This window comes from Rhizobium anhuiense (genome assembly GCF_003985145.1).
Lineage (GTDB): Bacteria > Pseudomonadota > Alphaproteobacteria > Rhizobiales > Rhizobiaceae > Rhizobium > Rhizobium anhuiense.
Genome location: NZ_ML133533.1, coordinates 25062 through 48340, shown reverse-complemented (window position 1 = coordinate 48340; position 23279 = coordinate 25062). Strand labels below are relative to the sequence as shown.

Annotated in this window: 22 protein-coding genes and 1 riboswitch; of the genes, 14 read left to right on the top strand and 8 right to left on the bottom strand. The window is 60.9% G+C overall.

Annotation, left to right across the window (positions count from 1 at the left end):
* Nucleotides 1-17: 17 nt before the first annotated feature.
* Entirely contained in the window at nucleotides 18-1643 is a 1626-nt protein-coding gene (locus EEQ99_RS25645) for a GH39 family glycosyl hydrolase (protein WP_127431280.1), read from the bottom strand.
* Between the two features lie 349 nt (nucleotides 1644-1992).
* Between EEQ99_RS25645 and EEQ99_RS25640 the strand changes: the two genes are divergently transcribed.
* The 13 genes from EEQ99_RS25640 to EEQ99_RS25580 all read left to right on the top strand — a co-directional run bounded on the left by EEQ99_RS25640 (nucleotide 1993) and on the right by EEQ99_RS25580 (nucleotide 15917).
* On the top strand, nucleotides 1993-3894 hold the full coding sequence (locus EEQ99_RS25640; protein WP_127431279.1) for an ABC transporter substrate-binding protein: 1902 nt from the start codon (nucleotides 1993-1995) through the stop codon (nucleotides 3892-3894).
* 67 nt (nucleotides 3895-3961) lie between these two features.
* Nucleotides 3962-4966, top strand: coding sequence for an ABC transporter permease (locus EEQ99_RS25635; protein WP_097543616.1), 1005 nt, complete (start codon nucleotides 3962-3964; stop codon nucleotides 4964-4966).
* A 6-nt stretch (nucleotides 4967-4972) separates the two neighbouring features.
* Nucleotides 4973-5830: an ABC transporter permease gene (locus EEQ99_RS25630; RefSeq protein WP_028755849.1), complete on the top strand. Its 858-nt coding sequence runs from the start codon at nucleotides 4973-4975 to the stop codon at nucleotides 5828-5830.
* 4 nt (nucleotides 5831-5834) lie between these two features.
* Nucleotides 5835-6869, top strand: a complete 1035-nt coding sequence (locus tag EEQ99_RS25625; RefSeq protein ID WP_028755848.1) for an ABC transporter ATP-binding protein — start codon at nucleotides 5835-5837, stop codon at nucleotides 6867-6869.
* Nucleotides 6866-7756: an ABC transporter ATP-binding protein gene (locus EEQ99_RS25620; RefSeq protein WP_047615555.1), complete on the top strand. Its 891-nt coding sequence runs from the start codon at nucleotides 6866-6868 to the stop codon at nucleotides 7754-7756. The genes EEQ99_RS25625 and EEQ99_RS25620 overlap by 4 nt, the downstream gene beginning before the upstream one ends.
* 106 nt (nucleotides 7757-7862) lie before the next feature.
* Complete coding sequence (locus tag EEQ99_RS25615; RefSeq protein ID WP_028755846.1) at nucleotides 7863-10079, top strand: primosomal protein N'; 2217 nt, start codon at nucleotides 7863-7865, stop codon at nucleotides 10077-10079.
* A gap of 78 nt (nucleotides 10080-10157) precedes the next feature.
* Nucleotides 10158-10547 (top strand): AGROH133_08824 family phage infection protein, encoded by a 390-nt coding sequence (locus tag EEQ99_RS25610; protein ID WP_028755845.1) that lies wholly within the window; start codon nucleotides 10158-10160, stop codon nucleotides 10545-10547.
* 255 nt (nucleotides 10548-10802) lie between these two features.
* Nucleotides 10803-11369 (top strand): F0F1 ATP synthase subunit delta, encoded by a 567-nt coding sequence (locus tag EEQ99_RS25605; protein WP_028755844.1) that lies wholly within the window; start codon nucleotides 10803-10805, stop codon nucleotides 11367-11369.
* Nucleotides 11369-12898, top strand: coding sequence for a F0F1 ATP synthase subunit alpha (atpA, locus tag EEQ99_RS25600; protein WP_028755843.1), 1530 nt, complete (start codon nucleotides 11369-11371; stop codon nucleotides 12896-12898). Before EEQ99_RS25605 ends, atpA begins: the two co-directional genes overlap by 1 nt.
* A gap of 28 nt (nucleotides 12899-12926) precedes the next feature.
* On the top strand, nucleotides 12927-13811 hold the full coding sequence (locus EEQ99_RS25595; RefSeq protein ID WP_063473455.1) for a F0F1 ATP synthase subunit gamma: 885 nt from the start codon (nucleotides 12927-12929) through the stop codon (nucleotides 13809-13811).
* A 23-nt stretch (nucleotides 13812-13834) separates the two neighbouring features.
* Nucleotides 13835-15271 (top strand): F0F1 ATP synthase subunit beta, encoded by a 1437-nt coding sequence (atpD, locus tag EEQ99_RS25590; RefSeq protein WP_028755841.1) that lies wholly within the window; start codon nucleotides 13835-13837, stop codon nucleotides 15269-15271.
* Entirely contained in the window at nucleotides 15271-15510 is a 240-nt protein-coding gene (locus EEQ99_RS25585) for a hypothetical protein (protein ID WP_027682592.1), read from the top strand. The genes atpD and EEQ99_RS25585 overlap by 1 nt, the downstream gene beginning before the upstream one ends.
* Nucleotides 15510-15917 (top strand): F0F1 ATP synthase subunit epsilon, encoded by a 408-nt coding sequence (locus tag EEQ99_RS25580; protein ID WP_028755839.1) that lies wholly within the window; start codon nucleotides 15510-15512, stop codon nucleotides 15915-15917. Before EEQ99_RS25585 ends, EEQ99_RS25580 begins: the two co-directional genes overlap by 1 nt.
* Before the next feature lie 148 nt (nucleotides 15918-16065).
* Here the strand turns inward: EEQ99_RS25580 and EEQ99_RS25575 are convergent, their stop codons facing one another.
* From EEQ99_RS25575 to EEQ99_RS25545, 7 genes are all read right to left on the bottom strand, one after another.
* Nucleotides 16066-16803, bottom strand: coding sequence for a sugar transferase (locus EEQ99_RS25575; protein ID WP_028755838.1), 738 nt, complete (start codon nucleotides 16801-16803; stop codon nucleotides 16066-16068).
* Nucleotides 16804-16970: 167 nt separating this feature from the next.
* Nucleotides 16971-18191 (bottom strand): acyltransferase family protein, encoded by a 1221-nt coding sequence (locus EEQ99_RS25570; protein WP_028755837.1) that lies wholly within the window; start codon nucleotides 18189-18191, stop codon nucleotides 16971-16973.
* Nucleotides 18192-18415: 224 nt separating this feature from the next.
* On the bottom strand, nucleotides 18416-19426 hold the full coding sequence (locus EEQ99_RS25565) for an ABC transporter substrate-binding protein (protein ID WP_047615541.1): 1011 nt from the start codon (nucleotides 19424-19426) through the stop codon (nucleotides 18416-18418).
* Nucleotides 19427-19506: 80 nt separating this feature from the next.
* Nucleotides 19507-20307 (bottom strand): ABC transporter ATP-binding protein, encoded by an 801-nt coding sequence (locus EEQ99_RS25560; RefSeq protein ID WP_063473456.1) that lies wholly within the window; start codon nucleotides 20305-20307, stop codon nucleotides 19507-19509.
* Nucleotides 20304-21110: an ABC transporter permease gene (locus EEQ99_RS25555; protein ID WP_063473457.1), complete on the bottom strand. Its 807-nt coding sequence runs from the start codon at nucleotides 21108-21110 to the stop codon at nucleotides 20304-20306. Before EEQ99_RS25555 ends, EEQ99_RS25560 begins: the two co-directional genes overlap by 4 nt.
* A gap of 90 nt (nucleotides 21111-21200) precedes the next feature.
* Nucleotides 21201-21833, bottom strand: coding sequence for a YkoF family thiamine/hydroxymethylpyrimidine-binding protein (locus EEQ99_RS25550; RefSeq protein WP_028755833.1), 633 nt, complete (start codon nucleotides 21831-21833; stop codon nucleotides 21201-21203).
* A riboswitch (TPP riboswitch) is annotated at nucleotides 21824-21937 on the bottom strand. Its footprint overlaps the gene before it by 10 nt.
* 188 nt (nucleotides 21938-22125) lie before the next feature.
* Nucleotides 22126-22701 carry an NADPH-dependent FMN reductase gene (locus EEQ99_RS25545; RefSeq protein WP_063473458.1) on the bottom strand — a complete coding sequence of 192 codons (576 nt, stop codon included), beginning with the start codon at nucleotides 22699-22701 and terminating at the stop codon, nucleotides 22126-22128.
* 83 nt (nucleotides 22702-22784) lie between these two features.
* Between EEQ99_RS25545 and soxR the strand changes: the two genes are divergently transcribed.
* Nucleotides 22785-23249, top strand: a complete 465-nt coding sequence (gene soxR / locus EEQ99_RS25540; protein ID WP_028755831.1) for a redox-sensitive transcriptional activator SoxR — start codon at nucleotides 22785-22787, stop codon at nucleotides 23247-23249.
* Nucleotides 23250-23279: the final 30 nt, after the last annotated feature.

Below are 23279 nucleotides of genomic sequence, written 5' to 3'. Positions count from 1 at the left end.
TCCCTTCGCCTGCCGGCTCACCAATCGAGGCGCAACAGAGACACGCCTTGACGCGGTAGGGAGACCTTGAGGACGATCTTGCCGCCATCAACCTTGGCCGATGCCTCGTCGATCTCGGCGAGCTTTCCCGACGCTTCCAGCCTGGCATAACCTTCGCCGGTCGGATTCTGCGGCTTGCCCATCGCCGTCCAGACGCCGAAGGCGTTGGAATGTTCCTCGTCCATTCTGAAATGCCTGAGTGACGCGGACTTGTCGCCCCAGCCGTCGAGATTGACCGAAATGTCAGCGGACGGCCCGGCTTCATCATCGTCGTGATAATGCCAGAGCAGAATGGAAACGCCCTTATCGTCGCGGGTCGCCACGACATTGACATCGGGCTTGCCGCGCACGCCGTGGTTCATGATATCCTCGATGTCGCGGCGATAATCGCTTTCCGATTCCAGCCACTCGCCGCCGAGTTTGCCGAGCATGCGGAAGCCATTGAGAACGGCCTTGTCGACGCCGTTGGTCGCAAGATCGCGGAAACCGTCGAAATAGGGCTGGTCGTCGAAGAGGAAGGCCCAGGTGACCGCCCCTTCGATATGGATGTTGGCGCGTCTTGCAAGCTCATAGGTGCGGATCATACTCTCGACGACATAGACGCCGTAGAGCGGACCATTGCGATAGCCGTTCTGGGGATGGACGCGTGCGGAACAGGCCGCGCAGCCTTCCGGATCGGATTCGCCGATTACCACGGGCAGGTGCCGGAGTTCCGGAAATTCATTGATGATGGCAAGGTTTGTCTCGATGTCACGGAGCTGTTTGTGCAGGCCCATCCGAACGTGACCCTCATAGATCACCGGATTGCCCTTGGCGTGGAAAGCGAGGAAATCGATTGGCGACTTGTTCTCGACGACATGCTTGAGGAAGGCACGCAGGAAGGTCTGGGCCTTTTCGTTGGCAAAGGCGCCACAGGTATGCGGTCCGCCGACACGGGCATTCGGCAAGGCACGCTTCAGAGCCTTGGCGCTGACATCATACATTTCGCAGAATTGCGGGATGGTGCCGGTCCAGTAGTGACCGTCCGGCTCGTTCCAGACTTCCCACGGCCAGCTTGAAACGACGGCCTCGCCATATCTTTCGGCGAGATGGCGCGCCCATGCTTCGATCAGGTCGCTCCATTTCTTCAGGTCCTTCGGCGGAGCCGTCCAGCCGGTGGTGATCGTCGCGTATTTATCGGCCGGCTCCCATTGGTGACGGTAAGGACCGTTGAAATCGGAGAGAGCTTCCGGTGTGAAGCCGATCTGGATCAGCGGAATGTTGCCGGCTTCGACATAGGTGTCGAAGATCTTGTCGATGATCGTCCAGTCGTAGACCGGATTGCCGTCAGCATCCTCGGTATAGGCATTGGTCGAACCCCATTTGAGGGCAGGCAGGCCGTCGCCGCTGGTCAGAAGATTGTGCGCGCGGATGCGGGGCGGCTCGGGGCTGAGTTCTGTGAGTTCCTTGAGCAGCTTCCTGCCGTGTGGGGAGTAAGTGTAATTCGGCTCGTCGTAGCCGAACCAGTTCCACAAGGGTTCGTATTTGCCGGTCGGCCGGTTGGCGTGAACGGAGATCGTCACGTCATAAGGGCTGCTCATCGTGGTGTCCTCTTGAACGATCATGCCAAAGCCCCTCCCGAAAGCGGCCGACCTGTCTGGTGATGAAGTACGGCCTCTTGGGAGGGTGCCGCGCTCGCCGCAAAAGCTAAGCCAAATGCTCACTTTGTCAATAATATAAAAATATGCTTTATCATTGAGCGTCAAAAATGCTTGAAAATGCGCTATTTTTTATAGTCACCAAAATTATCGGTTGCCGTTTCTTGAAAAATTGTCGATAACTGTGGCGTGAGCTCGCCCGCCGTCGAGGAGTGCATGTGTCCCTGCGGCACGCGCAGGCAGGGGTTTGCTGGACGCATCGTCAATTGATTACGGGAAGCGCTCGCCGTGGCGAGTTGAGGAGGAGGAACATCCGATGAAGTTCCGTAGATATGCAGCCATCGCGCTAATGTCTCTTATGGCCCTTCCGGCATTTGCGCAGGATTTCATTGCCGGCATACCGCGCAACGAAACGCTGATTATCCAAGGCACGCCGCAGCAGAATGCCGACTGGTTCAACCTCTGGGCTCCTGGGGGCGGGGCGGCGGCAAACCTCAACGGCCTGCAGCAGCTGACCACCGATACGCTATGGTTCATCAATCCCGAAGGCGGCAAGGACGCCTGGCAGAACGCCCTTGCCAGCGAGCCCCCGAGCTACAACGCCGATTTCACCGAGATGACGGTGAAGCTGCGCAAGGGCATCTTCTGGAGCGACGGTGTCGAATTCACCAGTGACGATGTGGTCTATACCGTGCAGACGCAGATCGATCATCCCGGCATGGCCTGGAGCGCGCCCTTCACCGTCAATGTCGCGAGCATGGAAAATCCGGATCCGCAAACGGTCGTCTTCCATCTGAAGAAACCGAACTCGCGCTTCCACACGCTTTTCACCGTTCGCTGGAATGCCGCCTGGATCATGCCGAAGCATGTCTTCGAGAAGGCTGCAGATCCGCTGTCGTTCAACAACAACCCGCCGGTCTCGCTCGGGCCCTATCAGCTGCAAAGCTATGACAAGGGCGGCAACTGGACGATCTGGAGGCTGCGCGACGACTGGCAGCGCACGTCGATCGGCCTGGCTGCGAAACAGCCGCCCGAGGTCAAATACGTCGTCTATCGCGCCGCCGGCAATCCGGAAGCCCGCGTTATCGAACAGCGCAACCACAATCTCGACGTCATCAACGACATGGCGCCCGAGGGCATGTTCTCGATCATGCGTGACAGCAAGAGTACGGCCTCGTGGCTGAAGGGTTTCCCTTTCGCGCATCCGGATCCGACGCTGCCTTCCGTTCTCTTCAATACGAAGAAGGCGCCCTTCGACAATAAGGATGTTCGCTGGGCTCTCGCGCTGCTGATCGATATCCGCGAAGTGGCGCTTGGCTCCTATCGCGGTGCGGCCAATATCGCAGCCCTAGCCACGCCACCGACGGGTTCTGCCCCTGACGACTATTACGCACCGATGCAAGACTGGCTGACGAATTTCGAGCTCGACACCGGTTCCCGCAAGATCAAGCCTTACGATCCGAACATCTCGGCGCAGATCGCCAATATGGTGCGCAGCCAATGGGCCGATCAGATCCCGACGGATCCGGCCAAACTACAGCGTACATTCGGCTTCGGCTGGTGGAAGAAGGACGTTCAGGCCGCCACCGAACTGCTGCAGAAGGCAGGCTTCAAGAAGAGCGGTCGCCAGTGGGTAAAGCCTGACGGAACGCCCTTTACGATCCGTCTGCAGGTGGAAGGCGATGCCATTCCGACACTGGCCCGCGCCGGCACGGTGATTGCCCAGCAATGGACGCAGGCGGGCATCGCGACCAAGGTCGATGTCGCCGGCCCAACCAACGGTCAACGCCTCAGCACAGGCGATTTCGAGACGGCGATCTACTGGAGCATCGAGACCTGGGGCGGTCATCCCGATCTCTCCTTCTTCCTCGACAGCTATCATTCGGAGTTCATCAAGCCGCTCGGGCAGATCCAGCCGCCGCGCAATCTGCAGCGCTGGCAGGATCCGCGTCTCGACCTGCTCATCGAGAAGAACCGATCGATCGCCTTCGATTCGCCGGATGTCGCCAAGCTCGGTCAGGACTTCCTGAAGCTCGCCGTCGAGGAAATGCCGATGATCCCGCTGATGGCCTACAACAAGTTCGCGCCGCTCGATACGACCTATTGGACCAATTATCCAAGCGCGGACAATCCCTATTCGGCCTCGGGTCCGAACTGGTCGAACATCCGCTACATGGTGGTCGGGCTGAAGGCCAACCCGGATACGCCGAAGCCTTGATCGGGGCACCATAAAGGAGACAGCCGGCCGCCGGCTGTTTCCGTTCTGCTATTGAAGGGTCGATGTCATGAATGGCTTTCTGATCTATGCGGCAAAACGTTTTCTGCAATTTCTCTTCGTGGTCTTCACCGGCATCACGCTGGCCTTCCTGATCGCGCATTTTTCGCCGGTCGATCCGATCGAGCAGACCGTGTCGCTGCTGACGAGCTTCGGCTCCACCGATCCGCAGGCCGTCGAGATCCTTCGCGAATCGCTGCGTGAACTCTACGGCACCGGCGGGCCGTTGCTGGACCAGTACGTCACCTTCTGGGGCCGCGTCCTGACCGGCGATTTCGGTCCATCGCTCTCTTCCTTCCCGACCCCCGTCATGACCGTGATCGGCCGGGCTCTTCCCTGGACGGTCGGGCTTCTGACGCTCGCAACGATCATTTCCTGGATCATCGGCAATTTCCTCGGCGCGCTTGCCGGTTATTTCCACAGCAGTAAGTTGCTGAAGGTCGCCGGTGTCGTCATCATGGCGCTACAGCCGATCCCGACCTACATCATCGGCCTCAGCCTGGTGATCCTCTTCGGTTTCATCTGGCCTATCCTGCCGATCAGCGATGGCGCACAGGTCAATCTCCCGCCCGGCTTCAACTGGGCCTTCATCAGCTCGGTGATCGAGCATGGCATCTTGCCGGCCCTGACCCTCGTGCTCGTCGGCGTCGGCGGCTGGTTCATCTCGATGCGCTCGCTCGTATCCAACATCGTCACCGACGATCATGTCGTTTACGCTGAACTCGGCGGCGTGCGCTCGCGCAGCATCTTTTCACAATATGTCGCGCGCAACGCCATGCTGCCGCAGGTCACCGGCCTGGCGCTCAGTCTCGGCAACGTCTTCGGCGGCGCCGTCATCGTCGAGTTCGTCTTCAATTATCCCGGGATCGGCAAGCTTTTGATCTCCGGCATTTATTCCGGCGATTATAGCCTCGTGCTCGGCGTCACCACCATCGCCATCATCGCCGTCGCCGCCGCGGTTTTCGTGATCGACATCATCTATCCGCTGATCGATCCGCGCGTGAAACTGGGATAATCCGTGATGTTCAAAGTCCTCAGAGACCTGCTGCGCTACAACAAGGAGTTCCTGCTCGGAACCGTCCTGATCTGCCTCATCCTGGCGTTGATCGTGGCATCGTTCTTCTCGCCCTATGACGAGAACGCCATCTATGTCGTCGCGCCCGACATGCCGCCTTCGGCCGAATTCTGGCTCGGCACCACCTCGCGCGGCCAGGAGGTTTTCTGGCAGATCGCCGCCTCGATGCGCAACACGCTGTTCTTCGGCATCATCGTCGCTTTCGTCAGCCGCATCATCGCCATCGCCGTGGGGCTGATCTCGGGCTATATCGGCGGCCGGACAGACCAGATCATCATGGCGGTCAACGATACGCTCGGCGCCCTGCCGAATATTCCGATCCTGCTGCTTCTGGTTTTCGTGCTTCGCGACCAGATGACGTGGTTCATGCTGGCGATCACCGCAGCGCTGCTTGGATGGACGCATGACAGTCGTCTGATCCGCTCCGTCGCCCTGTCTCTCCGCCACCGGGAATTCACCCGGCACGCGGTCTTCTCGGGCATGCGCACACGGCAGATCCTCATCCGCGAGCATCTGCCCTATGTGATGCCGATCGTCTTCTTCACGACGATGAACAACCTGATCTGGGCGATCGGCCTCGAGGTGACGCTCTCGGTGCTTGGGTTTTCCGACATCAACCGGCCGACGATCGGCGGCATGATCTACTGGGCCAATGCGCATTCCGCAATGGTATCGGGCATATGGTGGTGGGTCGCCTTCCCGATGCTCTTCGTCGTCATCCTGTTCCTCGGCCTGTTCATGCTCGCCATGTCGGTGAACGAATATATCGACCCGCGTTCGCGCCTGGCCCGGATGGGAGCTTAAGGAGATGCAGAATCTGATGAGAAGGCGGCCGTTGACCCTTGCCGAAAACGCCATGGACGCCCTGACGATCGATGGGCTGAAATGCTACTACGTCAATGATTATTTCGGCGTGCGGCGGGAGATCCGCGCCGTCGACGATATCAGCCTGACCATCCGCAAAAACGAGATCTACGGCATTGCCGGCGAATCCTCGAGCGGCAAGACATCGCTGATCAAGACTTTGGCCGGCGCCATCCGCCCGCCGATGCGCGTCGTCGGCGGAACGGTGAAATTCAATTTTGCCGACGGGCCCATCGATGTCTATGCCGAACCGGACAAGATGAAGGCGGCACGCTGGCGCCACCTTTCCTACATCATGCAGGGCTCGATGAACGTGCTGAACCCGGTCAGAAGGGTCAAACACGCCTTCACCGATTTCGCCTCCCGCCATATGAACCTCGATCCCGCTGCCTTCCACGCCCGTGTCGAAGCACATCTTGCCCGGCTGCATCTCGATCCCCATGTGCTCGATGCCTTTCCGCACCAGCTTTCGGGCGGCATGCGCCAGCGTCTGACGATCGCCCTTGCAACTGTCTGCGAGCCGGAATTCATCATCGCCGACGAGCCGACGACGGCGCTCGACGTGCTCGTCCAGCAGGACGTGCTGGCGCTGATCAAGGAAGTGCAGATGCGCATGCAGTCCTCGGTCATCTTCGTGACGCACGATATGTCCGTGCATGCCGCCATCACCGACCGGTTGGCCATCATGTATGCGGGCCGGCTGGCGGAGGAGGGGCCGACGCAGGCGATCTTCGACAATCCCCAGCATCCCTATACCGTCCATCTGATCGGCAGCCTGCCGCGCATCGGCGACGTCTCGACGCGAAAGAGCCTTAAAGGCAAGCCGCCGGCGCTTTCGGATCCGCCTTCAGGATGCCGGTTCCATCCACGCTGTCCGATTGCGATCGACAAATGCGCCCGTGAAGTGCCGGCCATGCTGCCGAGCGCCACAGGCGGGCGGGTCGCATGCTTCCGCGCCGGGGAGTACCAGATCCAATGAGCAGCCATTTCCTCCTCGAACTCGACCATGTGACCAAGCTCTTTCCGATCGGCGGTTTCTTCTCGCGCGAAAAGATGAAGGCGGTGAACGATGTCAGCTTCGCCCTTGCCGCCGACAAGCCCGAGATATTCACGATCGTCGGTGAATCCGGTTCCGGCAAATCGACGCTGGCAAAGATGATCCTCGGTAATGAAAAGGCCGATCGGGGCAGCATCCGCTTCGACGGCGCTGATGTGAAGTCGGTGCATTCCCGCAGGGACCGCGAGGCTTTCATGGCAAAGGTCCAGCCGGTCTTCCAAAATCCGTTCGAGGCCTTCAATCCGCTGACCCGGATCGACGAGTATCTGCTGGCCACCGCCCATCGCTTCAAGGGCGCGAAGAGCCGCGCCGAGAAAGAGGCGCTTGCCGACGTTGCCCTTCAGCGCGTCGGCCTTTCGATGGCGGAGATAAAAGGTCGTTTCTCGCATGAGCTTTCAGGCGGTCAGTTGCAGCGCATTGCCGTCGCCCGCGCCCTGATACCGGAGCCGAAGCTGATCGTCGCCGATGAGCCCGTCTCGATGGTGGACGCATCGCTTCGCATGTCGATCGTCAATCTCTTCCGCGATCTGCGCGACTCTCTCAACGTCTCGATCGTCTACATCACCCATGATCTTGCGACCGCCTATTACATTTCCGATCGCGTGGTGATCATGCGCAAGGGTGTGGTGGTGGAGAGCGGAGATGCCAGGGACGTGCTGGAACATCCGAAACACGCCTATTCGATCGCCTTGAAGAACGCGGTGCTACCGCCCAATCCTCGCGACGCGTCGGCGATCATCCGCCTGCGGCAGCGCAACGGCGAGACAAATGAAGCCTATTCCGGCGATGGCGACCGCTTGGCCAGATGAAGCTGGCGCTCTGAGCTTCGGTCGTCAAATCGTCGCGACGCCCCGGAACCCATCGCTCTGTCTTTGCGGTTCCAATTCCATCGATTTGCGGGCATGGTCTCGCCCGATGAGCACAGATTCGTCCGATCTCTTTGGCGCGCTTTTCGAGGCACCGCCCGCGAACCGAACGGTTCCGGTGCTGGTGCCGATGCCGGCGCCAAAGCCCTATTCCTATTCGGTGCCGGATGGCATGGCGGTCGAGCCCGGCTCGGTCGTGCAGGTGCCGCTCGGCCCGCGGCAGGTGATCGGCGTCGTCTGGGACGGCGGCGAGGACGGCGTCGATCCGAAGAAGCTCCGGCCGATCAGCCATGTCTTCGATTGCCCGCCGCTTTCCAAAGAGATGCGGGATTTCATCGATTGGGTGGCCACCTATACGCTCTCGCCGCCCGGCCTCGTCGCGCGCATGGCGCTGCGGGCGCCGAACGCCTTCGAGCCGGAACCGATGGTGGAGGGGTTGAAGTTCGTCGGCGGCGACCCGGAGCGGATGACGCCGGCGCGCGCCCGGGTGCTCGACACGGCCTCCGACGGCTTTTCCTGGACGCGCAGCGGCCTGGCGCATGCGGCGGGCGTTTCGACGAGCGTCGTCGATGGGCTGATCACGCTCGGCATCTTCGAGACGATATTTTTGCCGCCGCCGCCGGTGGTGGCGATGCCGGATCCGGATTTTGCCGCAGCCCGTCTCGAAGGACCCCAGAAGCAGGCGGCCGAGGAGATCGTTTCCGACGTCCGCAAGGGCGAGTTTTCGGTGTCGCTGATCGACGGGGTGACCGGCTCCGGCAAGACGGAGGTCTATTTCGAGGCGATTGCCGAGACGCTGAAGCGCGGCAAGCAGGTGCTGATCCTGCTGCCGGAGATCGCGCTGACGGCAAGTTTCATGGAGCGCTTCCAGGATCGTTTCGGGGCAAAGCCGGCCGAATGGCATTCCGATCTGGCGCCGCGCATGCGCGAAAAGGTCTGGCGCCAGGCGGTGACCGGCGAAGTGCGCGTGGTGGCGGGCGCCCGTTCGGCGCTCTTCCTGCCCTTCGAGGATCTCGGTCTGATCATCGTCGACGAGGAACACGATCCCGCCTACAAGCAGGAGGATCGCGTCTTCTACAATGCCCGCGACATGGCCGTCGTGCGCGGCCGCATCGGCGATTTTCCCGTCATTCTGGTGTCGGCGACGCCGTCGGTCGAAAGCCAGGTCAACGGGCAGAGCGGCCGCTACAGCACCGTTCACCTGCCGACGCGTTTCGGCGATGCGGCGCTGCCGGACCTGCATCTCATCGATATGCGCCGGCATGCGCCGGAGCGAGGCGGCTTCCTGTCGCCGGTGCTGATCCGGGCGATCGGCAAGACGGTGGAGAAGCGCGAACAGGCACTGCTCTTTCTCAACCGGCGCGGTTATGCGCCGCTGACGCTCTGCCGGGTCTGCGGTCACCGATTCCAGTGCCCGCAATGTTCGAGCTGGCTGGTGGAGCATCGCTTCCGCAAGCAGCTGCAATGCCATCAATGCGGCCATGCCGAGCGCACGCCGGAAGCGTGCCCGGAATGCGGTACGCTCGACCATCTCGTCGCCTGCGGGCCGGGAGTCGAGCGCATCGCCGAGGAGGTGGAGCGGCATTTCCCGGAGGCGCGAACGATCGTTCTTTCCTCGGATATCATGGGCGGGGTGAAGCGGCTGCGGCTGGAGCTGGACGCGATCGCCAAGGGCGAGGCCGATATCGTCATCGGCACCCAGCTCGTCGCCAAGGGGCATAATTTTCCACTGATGACACTGGTCGGCATCGTCGATGCCGATCTCGGCCTTGCCAATGGCGACCCGCGCGCGGCCGAGCGCACCTTCCAGCTTTTGTCGCAGGTGACCGGCCGTGCCGGGCGCACCGGCCTCAAGAGCCATGGGCTGCTGCAGACCTACCAGCCGCAGCATCCGGTCATGCAGGCGATCGTGTCAGGCGATTCCGACGCCTTCTATGAGCGCGAGATCACCGAACGCGAACGCGCCGTATTGCCGCCCTTCGGCCGGCTCGCCTCGATTATCGTTTCGGCCGAAACCCGCCACGACGCCGAAAACCATGCGCGCGGCATGCGCAACGCCGCACCTCAGGTGTCGGGCATCTCGGTCCTCGGCCCGGCCGAAGCGCCGCTCGCGCTGGTGCGCGGCCGCCACCGTTTCCGCCTGCTGGTGCACGGGCGGCGGAACTCCGACATGCAGGGGTTCTTGCGGGTGATGCTGTCGCAATCGCCCAAGGAGCGCGGATCGGTGCAGGTGCAGCTGGATATCGATCCGCAGAGTTTTCTCTAAAACAGAACGTCGCCATTTCCTCCTTTTTCGGCGCATGCCATAAAACACTGATTCATCCGGGTGATTTGGGGCTGACGCATGGAGTTTTATTTTCCGACCGAGCTTGGCGAGCAGCTTGCCTTTTGCTCCGCCGCTTTCACGGCGCTCGCCGGCTTCATCATGATGTTCGCCCCGGGCCAAACTTTCCGTCTCCTCGGTCTGCAGGCACAGGAGGGGCGGCCGGAAGGCTTCGGCGAGGGACGCTCGATGGGCGGCTTTTATCTCGGCTTCGGCCTGTCGGCGATCATGCTCGCCCAGGACTGGATCTACATGGCGCTCGGTGCCTCCTTCGCCATGGCTGCCTTTGCCCGGATCATCTCGATCCTGTCCGATAAGGGGAGTAATATCGTCAACTATTTACTCCTGGTTGTGCAGATCGCTTTGGCCGCGTTACCACTGCTCTACGTTTTCGGCTTCACCCAGACGTAACTCTTGCTGCCGGCAGACGGCTTCCGTGGCCTGCTTTCAGGCCATTGCGCAATTTTGCGGACAGAAATTCATGTGAAAGGCGTATTCGGGCATTACGCGTGTTGCGAGTCCGAACATCCTATGTTAGACGGACCCCGAATTTCGGAAGAAGCAAGAGGCTTCTCTTGTGATTTCTGGGGGAAATCAAAACGAATTCAAGATCATAGGTTCGGCGCCCGCCGAGAGCCGGATTTTGGGTTGAAATCAGGGAAATTTGTGCCAGTGGCAGACACGTCCCAGCTTACTTCTGGCGTTGCCGAGCGCTATGCCTCGTCGCTTTTCGAACTGGCGCTCGAGCAGGGCGCCGTGGACAGCGTAACCGCAGATCTTGACCGTTTCCAGGCGATGCTGGATGAGAGCGCCGATCTTAAGCGCTTCGTCGTAAGCCCGGTTTTCTCCGCCGACGACCAGCTGAAGGCGATCGTCGCCATCAGCGAGAAGGCTGGCATCAGCGGTTTCTTCGCCAATTTCCTGAAGGTCGTGGCGCGCAATCGCCGCCTGTTCGCCCTGCCGGGCATGATCAAGGCCTTCCGCATCATCGCCGCGAACCATCGCGGTGAAATCTCCGCCGAGGTCACCTCGGCGCATGCGCTTTCACAAGCGCAGGAAACCGAATTGAAGGTGGCACTCAAGAGCGTTACCGGCAAAGACGTGACGATTGCCGTCACGGTTGATCCGTCAATTCTTGGTGGTCTGATCGTGAAGGTCGGGTCCCGTCAGATTGATACGTCTCTTCGTACCAAACTCTCTACCCTTAAGCTCGCATTGAAAGAGGTTGGCTGATGGATATCCGCGCCGCGGAAATTTCCGCAATTCTCAAAGACCAGATTAAAAATTTCGGCAAAGAGGCAGAAGTCTCGGAAGTCGGCCAGGTTCTCTCCGTCGGTGACGGTATCGCTCGTGTCTATGGTCTGGACAATGTCCAGGCCGGTGAAATGGTCGAGTTCCCGGGCGGCATCCGCGGCATGGCGCTGAACCTTGAAGCCGACAATGTCGGTGTCGTCATCTTCGGCGCCGACCGCGACATCAAGGAAGGTGACACCGTCAAGCGGACTGGCGCCATCGTCGACGTTCCGATCGGCCCTGAGCTGCTCGGCCGCGTGGTCGACGCGCTCGGTAATCCGATCGATGGCAAGGGCCCGATCAACGCGACGCGCCGTTCGCGCGTCGACATCAAGGCTCCCGGCATCATTCCGCGCAAGTCGGTTCACGAGCCGATGTCGACCGGCCTCAAGGCCATCGACGCGCTGATCCCGGTCGGCCGCGGCCAGCGCGAGCTTGTTATCGGCGACCGCCAGACCGGCAAGACCGCGATCCTTCTCGATGCCTTCCTCAACCAGAAGGCTATTCACGACAACGGTCCGGAAGGCGAGAAGCTTTATTGCGTCTACGTCGCTGTCGGCCAGAAGCGTTCGACCGTCGCGCAGTTCGTCAAGGTGCTCGAAGAGCGCGGCGCGCTCAAGTACTCGATCATCGTCGCCGCCACCGCGTCCGATCCGGCGCCGATGCAGTTCCTGGCTCCGTTTGCCGGTTGCGCCATGGGCGAATACTTCCGTGACAACGGCATGCATGCGCTGATCGGTTACGACGACCTGTCCAAGCAGGCCGTATCCTACCGCCAGATGTCGCTGCTGCTGCGCCGCCCGCCGGGCCGCGAAGCATATCCGGGCGACGTTTTCTACCTGCACTCGCGCCTGCTCGAGCGCGCTGCGAAGATGAACGACGACAAGGGCGCCGGTTCGCTGACCGCTCTGCCGGTTATCGAAACGCAGGGCAACGACGTATCGGCCTTCATTCCGACCAACGTGATCTCGATCACCGACGGTCAGATCTTCCTTGAAACCGACCTGTTCTACCAGGGTATCCGCCCGGCCGTGAACGTCGGTCTGTCGGTTTCCCGCGTCGGCTCTGCGGCACAGATCAAGGCGATGAAGCAGGTTGCCGGCTCGATCAAGGGCGAACTCGCCCAGTATCGCGAAATGGCCGCCTTCGCCCAGTTCGGTTCGGACCTCGACGCTGCGACGCAGCGCCTGCTGAACCGCGGCGCACGCCTGACCGAACTCCTGAAGCAGCCGCAGTTCTCGCCGCTGAAGACGGAAGAGCAGGTCGCCGTGATCTTTGCAGGCGTCAACGGCTATCTCGACAAGCTGCCGGTCGCTTCGGTCGGCAAGTTCGAGCAGGGCTTCCTCTCATATCTGCGTTCGGAAGGCTCCGCCATCCTCGACGCGATCCGCACGGAAAAGGCAATCAGCGACGATACCAGGGGCAAGCTTACCGCTGCTCTCGATAGCTTCGCAAAGTCTTTCTCGTAATCGGGCCCTAAGTTAGGACGGATAACGGATGCCTTCACTTAAGGATCTGAAAAACCGGATCGCCTCCGTCAAGGCGACGCAGAAGATCACCAAGGCGATGAAAATGGTCGCCGCGGCGAAGCTTCGGCGCGCGCAGGAGGCGGCCGAGGCCGCTCGGCCATATTCGGAGCGCATGGGTGCAGTTCTGGCGAATATCGCCAAGGCTGTCACCGACGCCGATGGCGCGCCGGCGCTGATGACCGGCACCGGCAAGGACCAGGTTCATCTGCTGGTGGTGTGCACGGCCGAACGCGGTCTTTGCGGCGGTTTCAACTCGCAGATTGCGCGCTTCGCGCGCGAACATGTGCGCAAGCTGGTTTCCGAGGGCAAGACGGTGAAAATCTTCACCGTCGGCAAGAAGGGTTACGACATCCTTCGCCGCGAATTCGCTTCGCTGATCATCGAGCGCAAGGAATTGCGGGACGTCAAGCGGGTCGGCTTCGAGAATGCGGATCAGATCGGTAAACGCCTTATCGAGATGTATGCTGCCGGCGAATTCGACGTCTGCACGCTGTTTTATTCCGAGTTCAAATCGGTGATCAGCCAGATTCCGACGGCGCAGCAGCTCATCCCGGCTTCAACGGGAGCTGTGCAGGCCGAAGATGCCGCCCATGCAGGCGCTGTCTACGAATACGAGCCGGATCCGGCATCGATCCTTGAAGATCTGATCCCGCGCAACATCTCCGTCCAGGTCTTCCGCGCGCTTCTTGAGAACGTCGCGGGTGAAATGGGCGCCAAGATGAGCGCGATGGACAATGCGACGCGTAATGCCGGTGAGATGATCAATAAGCTGACGCTGAGCTACAACCGCCAGCGTCAGGCGCAGATCACCAAGGAACTCATTGAAATCATTTCGGGCGCGGAAGCGCTCTGAGGCTAGGAAAAGAGGGTCAGAAAATGGCTGAGGCAGCTACCCCCAAGATCGGCTCTGTCGGCAGAGTCACCCAGGTTATCGGCGCCGTCGTCGACGTTGCTTTCGAAGGCGAACTGCCGAAGATCCTGAATGCGCTGGAAACCAGCAACAATGGCAACCGCCTGGTTCTCGAAGTTGCGCAACACCTTGGCGAAAACGTCGTCCGTACCATCGCGATGGATTCGAGCGACGGTCTCGTGCGCGGCCAGGAAGTCGCCGATACCGGCGCTCCGATCATGGTTCCGGTTGGCAACGAGACGCTCGGCCGCATCATGAACGTCATCGGCGAGCCGGTCGACGAAGCCGGTCCGCTGGTCACCGCTCACAAGCGCGCCATCCACCAGGATGCGCCGTCCTATGTCGAGCAGTCGACGGAATCGCAGATTCTCGTCACCGGCATCAAGGTCGTTGACCTTCTCGCTCCCTATGCACGCGGCGGCAAGATCGGCCTGTTCGGCGGCGCTGGCGTCGGCAAGACCGTTTTGATCATGGAACTGATCAACAACGTCGCCAAGGCGCATGGTGGTTATTCGGTTTTTGCGGGCGTCGGTGAACGTACCCGCGAAGGCAACGACCTCTATCACGAAATGATCGAATCGAACGTCAACAAGCATGGCGGCGGCGAAGGTTCGAAGGCTGCGCTGGTTTACGGCCAGATGAACGAACCGCCGGGCGCCCGCGCCCGTGTCGCCCTGACCGGCCTGACGGTCGCTGAACATTTCCGCGACCAGGGCCAGGACGTTCTGTTCTTCGTCGACAACATCTTCCGCTTCACGCAGGCAGGTTCCGAAGTGTCGGCTCTGCTCGGCCGCATTCCGTCGGCCGTCGGCTATCAGCCGACGCTCGCAACCGACATGGGCCAGATGCAGGAGCGCATCACCACGACGACGACCGGCTCGATTACCTCGGTCCAGGCCATTTACGTCCCGGCCGACGACTTGACCGACCCGGCTCCGGCAACCTCGTTCGCGCACCTTGACGCAACGACGGTTCTGTCGCGCTCGATCGCCGAAAAGGGCATCTATCCGGCCGTCGATCCGCTCGACTCCACCTCGCGCATGCTCGACCCTCTGGTCGTCGGCGAAGAGCATTACGAAGTCGCCCGCAAGGTCCAGTCGACGCTGCAGCGTTACAAGGCCTTGCAGGACATCATCGCGATCCTTGGCATGGATGAACTGTCCGAAGAGGACAAGATCGCGGTTGCCCGGGCCCGCAAGATCGAGCGTTTCCTGTCGCAGCCGTTCTTCGTCGCCGAAGTCTTCACCGGCTCGCCGGGCAAGCTCGTTGCTCTCGAAGATACGATCAAGGGCTTCAAGGGCCTCGTTAACGGCGAATATGATCACCTGCCGGAATCTGCCTTCTATATGGTCGGATCGATGGAAGAAGCGGTCGAAAAGGCCAAGAAGCTCACAGCTGCTTAATGAGCGACGCGCTGGACGAGATATTCTGCTGCGACTCCCTGAAAGGGGTCGTGGCGGATCTTCCGGAACCAGCCGCGCCGACTATCTATCGCGCCGATAACGGCGTGCTGATGATGGTGGTGGGTCTGGTCCAGAGCGAGGAAGGCCTCGGTTATCTCGACCAAGCGATAATGCACTGCCCGTTCTGCGGGACCAAATTGCAAGATGCGAAAGCCATAGCCGAGAAGGTAAGTCACTGATGGCTGACAATTTCAACTTTGAGCTCGTTTCGCCGGAGCGTCTGCTGTTGTCGGAGATGGTGACCGAGGTGGTCATTCCCGCGACTGAAGGCGAGATGACGGTCATGGCGAATCATGCGCCGACGATGACGACGATCAAGCCGGGTGTCGTGAGCGTGCGTTCGGCCTCCGGCAAGAAGCAGGACTATGTGGTGTTCGGCGGTTTTGCCGATATCCTGCCGACCGGTTGCACATTGCTTGCCGAATCCGCGGTTCCGGTCGAGGAACTCCACAAGGACGAGCTGACCCGCCGCATCGAGGCTGCCCGCCAGGAGCTCGAGCATGCCGAGCTGCACGAGCACAAGTCGAAGCTCGAGCATTTCATCATGGAACTGACGCATCTGAGCGGCATCGTCCAACAGGATTGATCGCCATCGACTGCGACGATCAAGGGCGGCTGCAACAGCCGCCCTTTTTTGTGCCTGTTCAGCTGTCGCGATAGCGCGGGCGGCTTGAAATGAAGAAGCGGCCCGATGGGGCCGCTTTGCCGATGTGTACCGAGTGGCCGGCTTCGGCTCAGAAGCCGGTGCCGCCGCGTAGCTCGATGGCAATCGTCTTGAACAATATCTTCAAGTCGAGCAGCAGGCTGAAATTCCTGACATAATAGATATCGCAGGCAATGCGGGCGCGGGCTTCCAGCCGTCGCGCCGTCGGGCCGCGCCAGCCGCGCGTCTGCGCAAGACCGGTGATGCCGGGACGCATGATGTGGCGGTGATGATAGTCCGGCACCAGTTCTTCGTAGAGCCGGCCGGCTGCCCGCATGTTGATGGCATGGCAGCGCGGGCCGACCAGCGACATGTCGCCCCTGATGACATTGAAGAGCTGCGGCAGCTCGTCGATATTGGTCTTGCGGAGCACCGCGCCGATGCCGGTCACTCGGCTGTCACCCTTGACGGTCTGTTGAACGCCGCTGGGATCACAAGCTTCCGCGCGCATCGATCGGAATTTGAAGATCGTGATCTTCCGGCCGTTCAGCCCCCAGCGGATTTGGCGGAAAAACACCGGACCGCCATCATCGAGTTTGATGAAAAGAGCGATTGCCAGAAAAATCGGCGCCAGCACGACGAGGGCGCTGAGTGAGGCGACGATGTCGATCAACCGCTTCACGCTCAGTCGCACAGCCATTTTTCTTTCGACAGGGGAAAAGCTATCCGGCTGGCGAATATTGGAGTTCGCGATAACCAGGGTCTTGGTTTTGTCCTGACGCTGAGACGGATCGAAGCGTGAATTCGTCTTCGAAGTAAAAGCATTCATTACGCAAGGTCCACAAGTTTAGATGCGATACTGAACAGCAAGGAGACAGATACATGGTCACGTATCGTTTGTCATCGGTATAAATAAGAATTCCGTAACCCTAAAGACACCAAAAATGGGAGTATTTCGCGTTAACCTTAATGCCTGTAGTTGCGCTATCCGGAAACTTATACTTTGAAAGGAGTAGCCCGATTGGATTGGCGAGCTGTCAGCCGGTTTCCGAAATCGATCGCCGGTTTCTCCAGCAGATGGTAGCTGAGGCTTGCTACCAGAAGGATAAGCGCTGCCGCCAGTCCGCAAGACTGCAGCCAGCCGGTCACAACATTTTCCGAGGAAGCGCCGAACGAGCCCGGGTCGAGCTTCTGGATCAATAGCAGGATAATCTCCTGCCAGATATAGATGCCGAAGGAGATCTTCGCGACGTAGCGGACAGGCGCGTTGTCGAGCAGCCTGCCCAACCGTTGCGAATGGCTGAGCGAAACGAGGGCCGCCCCGACCGCCAGCGGGAAGACCGGAAAGCCATAGGGGATCTCGAGCCAGCCGTAACCCTCGGCGGAGCCGCCGGGCGATATCACGAGGCGGTAGCCGGCAATGGCGAGGGCGAGAAGCGCTGCGGCATCGAACCAGGAAGAGCGTCTTCGTGGGAGCATGGTCTCGAGGCCGGCGGCGAGCGCACCGAGCGCGAAGACGGCGAAGAAGCCGATCGGATTATATCTCGGCATCCATTCCTTCGCCCCACCCTGCAGGCCGTACTGCCAACCGCGTCCGATGTCGCCGAGCGGAAACAGGGTGAGGATCAGCAGATGGGCCAGGAGTACGCCTGTGATGACGCATAGCCAGGCGAAGCGCGCAAGCAGCGGGCGTTGTCTCAGGATGGGCAAACGAAACAGCAGGAGAAAGCAGACCGGCAGGAGCACATAGCTGGTGACCTCGAAGGGAATGGACCAGAGCGGCCCGTCGGCTTCGACAGGAAAGAAGGTGCGCCAGTGCCACTGGCTCATGAACAGCAGCCCGGAGACATAGCGGAGTGCAAGCTCCGGTGTCAGCGGCAGGGCAAGCAGCGTCAGGCTGAGGGCGAAGCTGATGGTGGCGGCAACCCAGAAGCCCGGAGCGATGCGCGCTGCCCTGCGGATCGTGTAATGCCGCAGGCTCGGCAGGTTGCTGCCCGCGTCGAGCGCGCGCCAGAAGGGATGGGCAAGAAGAAAGCCGCTGAGCACAAAGAACACGGCAACGCCGAAATTGCCGAAGCGGAGGACATGTGCGGTCGGTCCGAGTTCGTCGGGGATTCTGCGCATATCCAGCCGCAGCGCGAAGTGGTGGGCAAGCACCAGCAGACAGGCCGTCGCGCGCAGAAAGTCCGCTCCGGCCAGTCTCTCCTGTTGTCGCATCCTATCCCCCGCCTTGCCTAGCGCATCGGCCCGAAAATCGGAATCGATTTTCGGAAAGCACGATGCCTAAATTCTAAGTGTTAGAGCGTCCTTTGCGCATCCGAAAGGACGCGCGGCGCTCTAAAGCATGATGCCGAAAAGTGTGAGCGGTTTTCGCACGACATCATGCTCCGGGTCTCGGACTTTGCAGCGGAAAGCCGCGACGGGCAAGGCAGGCGTTGGGCTCAGTCGAGAAGTTCGTTGGTATAATAGGTGGAAAAGTCCGGCTTCTCCTTGAGTGCGGCGCCATTGGCGTCGACCAGAATCCCATTCTCGAGCAGGAAGCCGCCGAGGGCTTCGGCCTTTGCCGGATCGAGCTTACCGATCACGCCGGCCTCGGATTTCAGGAAGTGCCCCTCGATCAATGCCTTCTGAGACGCCTTTACCAGTTCCGTATTCATCAGTGCGCCATTGCTTCCAGAGATCAGCAGATCGCAGGCTTCGTCGGGATGGTCGACGGAATAGGCATAACCCTGGCGCGTGGCCTGGATGAAGGCGCGGGCGTGTTCCCGGTTTGCCGAGAGATAGGCGTCGCTGGAGACGATGACCGTCGTCTGCTCGTCCGGAATGCCATAATCGGAATAGTGGAAGCGGCCGATCTTCCGGTTCTCCAGTTCGGCGGCTATGCCTTCCCAGGTGTAGATCTCCAGCGTGAAATCGATCGAGCCATTGTCCAGCGCCTCGTAAGCGGAGGTGCCGAGGGTGACGGTCTTGACGTCGCCCTTGCCGCCGTCATTGCGGATCATTGCGGAGATCAGCGCGCTCTCCCAGGTGCCGCCAAAGCCGCCATAGGTCTTGCCGTCGAGGTCTTTCGGGCTCTTGATGTCGTCGCGTCCGCCCTTGAAGATCAGGCGTGCGGTTTCTGTCTGGACGACGCCGTAGACCATCTTCACGTCACCGCCGCCGGCGCGCTGCGTGAGGGTCTCGATCTCACTGCTGATGCCGAAATCGGCAACGCCGTTCGACACCAGTGTTCCGGCGCTGGTATCGGTGAAGGGAAGGATCTCGACATCGAGTCCGGCATCGGCGTAGAAGCCCTTCGCCTTGGCGACATAGATGCCGATATGGTTGGTGTTGGGCGTCCAGTCGAGCGCGATGCGAACCTTTGCGGGCGCCGATTGGGCGAAGGCGGTGCGGCCGGCAAGGCTTGCCGCGATGGCGGCGAAAATCGTCTGGCGGCGGGTGAGAAGCAGCATGGTGACCTCCTCAGGTCTCTAGAGCATGATGCCGAAAAGTGTCGGCGGTTTCGGACGACATCATGCTCTAACTCTATAAATTAGAACAGCGATTCAGATTTTGGGCCGACCGGCCTAAAATCATCCTGTTCTTGCGGATGAAGCAGGGTTTGCAGGATTTCGGTTTCGATCGCCTGGGCCGCCGGCGAGCCGAGGTCGGCGATGCTTCTCGGACGGGGCAGGGGAACGCGGAATTCGCGGATGATACGCGCCGGACGGGCCGAAAGCACGTAGATCCGGTCGGAGAGGAACACGGCCTCGCGAACGTCATGGGTGATCAGCAGCGCCGTCCAGCGGTGCTCGGTCCACATGCCCTGCAGCCATTCCTGGATCTGCGTGCGCGTCAGCGCGTCGAGCGCGCCGAAGGGCTCGTCGAGCAGCAGCATGTCCTGCGTCTGGACGACGGTGCGCAGCAGTGCGGCGCGCTGGCGCATGCCGCCGGATAGTTCGGAAGGATAGTGGTGTTCGAAGCCGGAAAGGCCGAAGCTCTCGAACAAAGGCGCGACGGCGGCGCGGGCCGCGCGGCGGCTCATGCCTTTCACCTCGAGGCCGAGTGCCGCATTGTCGATGATCCGGCGCCAGGGCATCAGCGCATCGCGCTGCGGCATGAAGGCGAAGGAATGCGGTGCCTGTTCCAGCGGCACGCCGTTGAAAAGCATGGTGCCGGAATCGGGTCGAAGCGCCTGTGTCAGCAGCCGCAGCACCGTCGATTTTCCGGAGCCGGACGGTCCGACGATCGAAACGAACTCGCCGTCTGCGACGGCGAGCGAAATGTCGCCCAGCACCTTCATGCCGTCGAAGGACTTCGAGATACTACCGAGTTCAACCATTGTATCGCTCATCGGCGCCGCTCCCCGGTTGGCTGCCAGGGCATGACGAGGCGCTGGATCAACAGCGTCAGCCCGAAGAGGCCGAGCGTGAGCACGGCGCTGACGACGACGGCGGCGAGCACGAGATCGGGACGGAAATTGTTCTTGGCGTTGAGGATATAGATGCCGAGGCCGCGGGCGGCGCCGGCATATTCGGCAAAAATCGCGCCAACGACGGCATAGGTGATCGAGATTCTGAGGCCGGCGAAGAAATAGGGCAGCGAGGAGGGAAGCCGGGCCAGGCAGAAAATCCGCCAGCGACTCGCCTTCATCGAATTCAGCAATTCGGCGATGTCGCGGTCGGTCGATTCATAGCCCTGCAGCAGGGCGACGAGCAGCGGAAAGAAGGTGACGAGCGCCACCAGCAACACTTTCGGCAGCAGGCCGAAGCCGAACCAGAGGACGACGAGGGGCGCGATCGCCACCAGCGGCAGGGTCTGGCTGGCGATGAAGATCGGCAGCAATGCCCGGCGCATGAAGGGCACGAAATCCATGAGGATCGAGGCTACGAAGGCGAAAGCCAGCGACAGCGCGAAACCTCCAAGCGTCGCGCCGAGCGTCGGCCAGGTGTTTGATATCAGCGCCTCGCGGTTCAGCCAGCCCTGGATGACGATGCGCGACGGCGCCGGCAGGATGGAGGGCTTGATCCCGGAAAGATCGACATAGAGTTCCCATGCCGCCAAAAAGGCGCAGCCGGCGAGCAGGGCAGGTATGCCCCGGTAGAGAGCGGCGCGGAGCGCGGCAAGGCGCGAACCCAGTGGTGGTAGCGGTGTCATCGGCGTTCGATTTCAGGCTTTCGTCGGGCACTGCATAATTCCTTAAATCGGAATCGATTTAAGGATAAAATTATGCAGCAATTTAAAGTGTTACAGCGTCCTTTGCGCGTCTGAAAAGACGCGCGGCGCTGTATTGGCTGACACCGTGATATCGAGGGTCACATGCCCCTCGGGGTCACCGAAGCGATAGAAGGCCTCACGAATGGTTGCGAAGACGGCGCCGGCATCGCCAGAAAGCCTGGTGCAGAAATTCTTGGCGCGGTCGAAAGTGCCGGAGCGTTTGAGAAAGTCGATGCAGCCATAGATCTCGTCCATATGGGTGCCGGTTCCCATGACGTAGAGCGAGAATTGGGCAGCGGTCGGCTGTCCGGTCTCGGCGGTGATTTCAACGGCGGCAAGGGCGGCCGCTATACGGTCAGCAAGCGGCTCTGCCTGGCCGGAGGAGGGGTTGACGCCGCAGATGGCCTCGTCGGGCTCACCGGGGCAGCCGCGTGAGACGGCGGCGGACAGCACGCAATGTTCGCCGGTCTTTGCGGCGGTGACGAAAAGATCGTGCATGGCGGCGAAAAGAATGTCAGGCGGGCCGACCAGCAGCGTAGAGATGTCATCGGTCTCGATGCGCAGCCGGTCGCGATAGGGATCGAGCGCCTTGACGGCATCGAGAATGATGCCGACGAAATCGCCGGACATCGGATAGAGTGACACTTGTGCGCCTGAAAACATCTGAACCTCGCTCCGCTGGCATTACCCAGATCAGCTTTGAAGGGTCCAGAGGCTTGCACCTCACATCTCAGCCCCGGCAATACGGAGCTCCCCCGTTAATGGCGCGGAAACTATCACCGGGGTTTTCTCCCCGCAACTGCAAAGTTGCGAACCCGTCCATGCGGTCGGGATGAGCCTGCCATGCCCGGTATCGCCTGATATGCCTTACTGTTGAGAACACCCGGACGGAGGTCCTGCCCGGGTGTCCCTCGAGGTTCCGTACCTGCCGGGAACGGAACCGGAGCTTGCTGCCTCAGGCGGCGATGTCGGCATAGGGGCAATCGCTGCGGGCAGTGACGAGCGCCCGTGTCCACCATTCCAGCCTCGCCATCATCCGGTCGAGCAGACGCATCGCGTCGGTGGGATTGTCGAGCCGTCCCTCGGTGTCGAAGCGGTTCCAAGGTGCTGTAAAGCTCACCGAATCGCGGATCGTGACGGCGTGGAGTTCGGCAAAGACGAGGCGCAGCTGTTCGACGGCGCGCAGGCCGCCCGATATGCCGCCATAGGAAACGAAGGCGACAGGTTTGCCCTGCCAGGGCTCGAAGAAGAAATCGATGATCGACTTCAGCGAGGCCGTGAAGCTGTGATTGTATTCCGGGGTGACGATGATGAAGGCGTCGGCCATGCCAAGCCGCCCGGCGAGCCTGTCGATTTCGGGGTGTGCCACGTCACGGCTTACCGGCAGCGCGAAATCGAGCGGGTCGATGATGTCGATATCAAATTGCGGGAAGCGGACGAGCTCCTGCGTCAGCCATTTGACCACCCGGTCGCAGATGCGGCCCTCTCTCGTGCTGCCATAGATGACCGCCAGCCTGGTGGGTGTTTTCATGCGTTGCTCCTTGTCGCGATTGGACTTTACGATTATCGAAGCACGGGTTATAAAACCTCAACTAATATTGAGGTCAAGAGCCGATGGATACGATTCCTGCAACGCCGCTCGGCAGACTTCTGACGGTTGGCGAAGTGGCGGAGCGCAGCGGCCTTGCCGTCTCGGCGCTGCATTTCTACGAGACCAAGGGGCTGATCTCGAGCATCCGGTCCCGCGGCAACCAGCGGCGATACGGCCGTGACGTGCTGCGCCGGCTTGGCATCATCAAGGTGGCGCAGCGTGTCGGCATTCCGCTTTCGGAAATCCAGGCGGCGTTCGAGTCGCTGCCGCAAGGACGCACGCCCACCGTCGCCGACTGGCAGGTGCTGTCGGCGCGCTGGAAGGATGATCTCGACGCGCGAATCAGGCGGCTGAGCCTGCTGCGCGACCGTCTGACCGGCTGCATCGGCTGCGGCTGCCTGTCGATCGAAAGCTGTCCGTTGCGCAATCCCTGCGATCGGCTCGGCAAAGAGGGGTCGGGTGCGCGGCTTCTGGAGACCGAAAGCTAGAGCCCTTCCCCAGAGGGAGACTTGGCTGCG

Coding starts and splice junctions, on each gene's coding strand:
- EEQ99_RS25580 (WP_028755839.1), top strand. CDS start 15,510: ATGGCTGACAATTTCAACTTTGAGCTCGTTTCGCCGGAGCGTCTGCTG.
- EEQ99_RS25585 (WP_027682592.1), top strand. CDS start 15,271: ATGAGCGACGCGCTGGACGAGATATTCTGCTGCGACTCCCTGAAAGGG.
- EEQ99_RS25575 (WP_028755838.1), bottom strand. CDS start 16,803: ATGAATGCTTTTACTTCGAAGACGAATTCACGCTTCGATCCGTCTCAG.
- atpD (WP_028755841.1), top strand. CDS start 13,835: ATGGCTGAGGCAGCTACCCCCAAGATCGGCTCTGTCGGCAGAGTCACC.
- EEQ99_RS25545 (WP_063473458.1), bottom strand. CDS start 22,701: ATGAAAACACCCACCAGGCTGGCGGTCATCTATGGCAGCACGAGAGAG.
- atpA (WP_028755843.1), top strand. CDS start 11,369: ATGGATATCCGCGCCGCGGAAATTTCCGCAATTCTCAAAGACCAGATT.
- EEQ99_RS25570 (WP_028755837.1), bottom strand. CDS start 18,191: ATGCGACAACAGGAGAGACTGGCCGGAGCGGACTTTCTGCGCGCGACG.
- EEQ99_RS25560 (WP_063473456.1), bottom strand. CDS start 20,307: ATGAGCGATACAATGGTTGAACTCGGTAGTATCTCGAAGTCCTTCGAC.
- EEQ99_RS25555 (WP_063473457.1), bottom strand. CDS start 21,110: ATGACACCGCTACCACCACTGGGTTCGCGCCTTGCCGCGCTCCGCGCC.
- EEQ99_RS25640 (WP_127431279.1), top strand. CDS start 1,993: ATGAAGTTCCGTAGATATGCAGCCATCGCGCTAATGTCTCTTATGGCC.
- EEQ99_RS25625 (WP_028755848.1), top strand. CDS start 5,835: ATGCAGAATCTGATGAGAAGGCGGCCGTTGACCCTTGCCGAAAACGCC.
- EEQ99_RS25645 (WP_127431280.1), bottom strand. CDS start 1,643: ATGATCGTTCAAGAGGACACCACGATGAGCAGCCCTTATGACGTGACG.
- EEQ99_RS25635 (WP_097543616.1), top strand. CDS start 3,962: ATGAATGGCTTTCTGATCTATGCGGCAAAACGTTTTCTGCAATTTCTC.
- EEQ99_RS25550 (WP_028755833.1), bottom strand. CDS start 21,833: ATGTTTTCAGGCGCACAAGTGTCACTCTATCCGATGTCCGGCGATTTC.
- EEQ99_RS25610 (WP_028755845.1), top strand. CDS start 10,158: ATGGAGTTTTATTTTCCGACCGAGCTTGGCGAGCAGCTTGCCTTTTGC.
- EEQ99_RS25595 (WP_063473455.1), top strand. CDS start 12,927: ATGCCTTCACTTAAGGATCTGAAAAACCGGATCGCCTCCGTCAAGGCG.
- EEQ99_RS25615 (WP_028755846.1), top strand. CDS start 7,863: ATGAGCACAGATTCGTCCGATCTCTTTGGCGCGCTTTTCGAGGCACCG.
- soxR (WP_028755831.1), top strand. CDS start 22,785: ATGGATACGATTCCTGCAACGCCGCTCGGCAGACTTCTGACGGTTGGC.
- EEQ99_RS25620 (WP_047615555.1), top strand. CDS start 6,866: ATGAGCAGCCATTTCCTCCTCGAACTCGACCATGTGACCAAGCTCTTT.
- EEQ99_RS25630 (WP_028755849.1), top strand. CDS start 4,973: ATGTTCAAAGTCCTCAGAGACCTGCTGCGCTACAACAAGGAGTTCCTG.
- EEQ99_RS25565 (WP_047615541.1), bottom strand. CDS start 19,426: ATGCTGCTTCTCACCCGCCGCCAGACGATTTTCGCCGCCATCGCGGCA.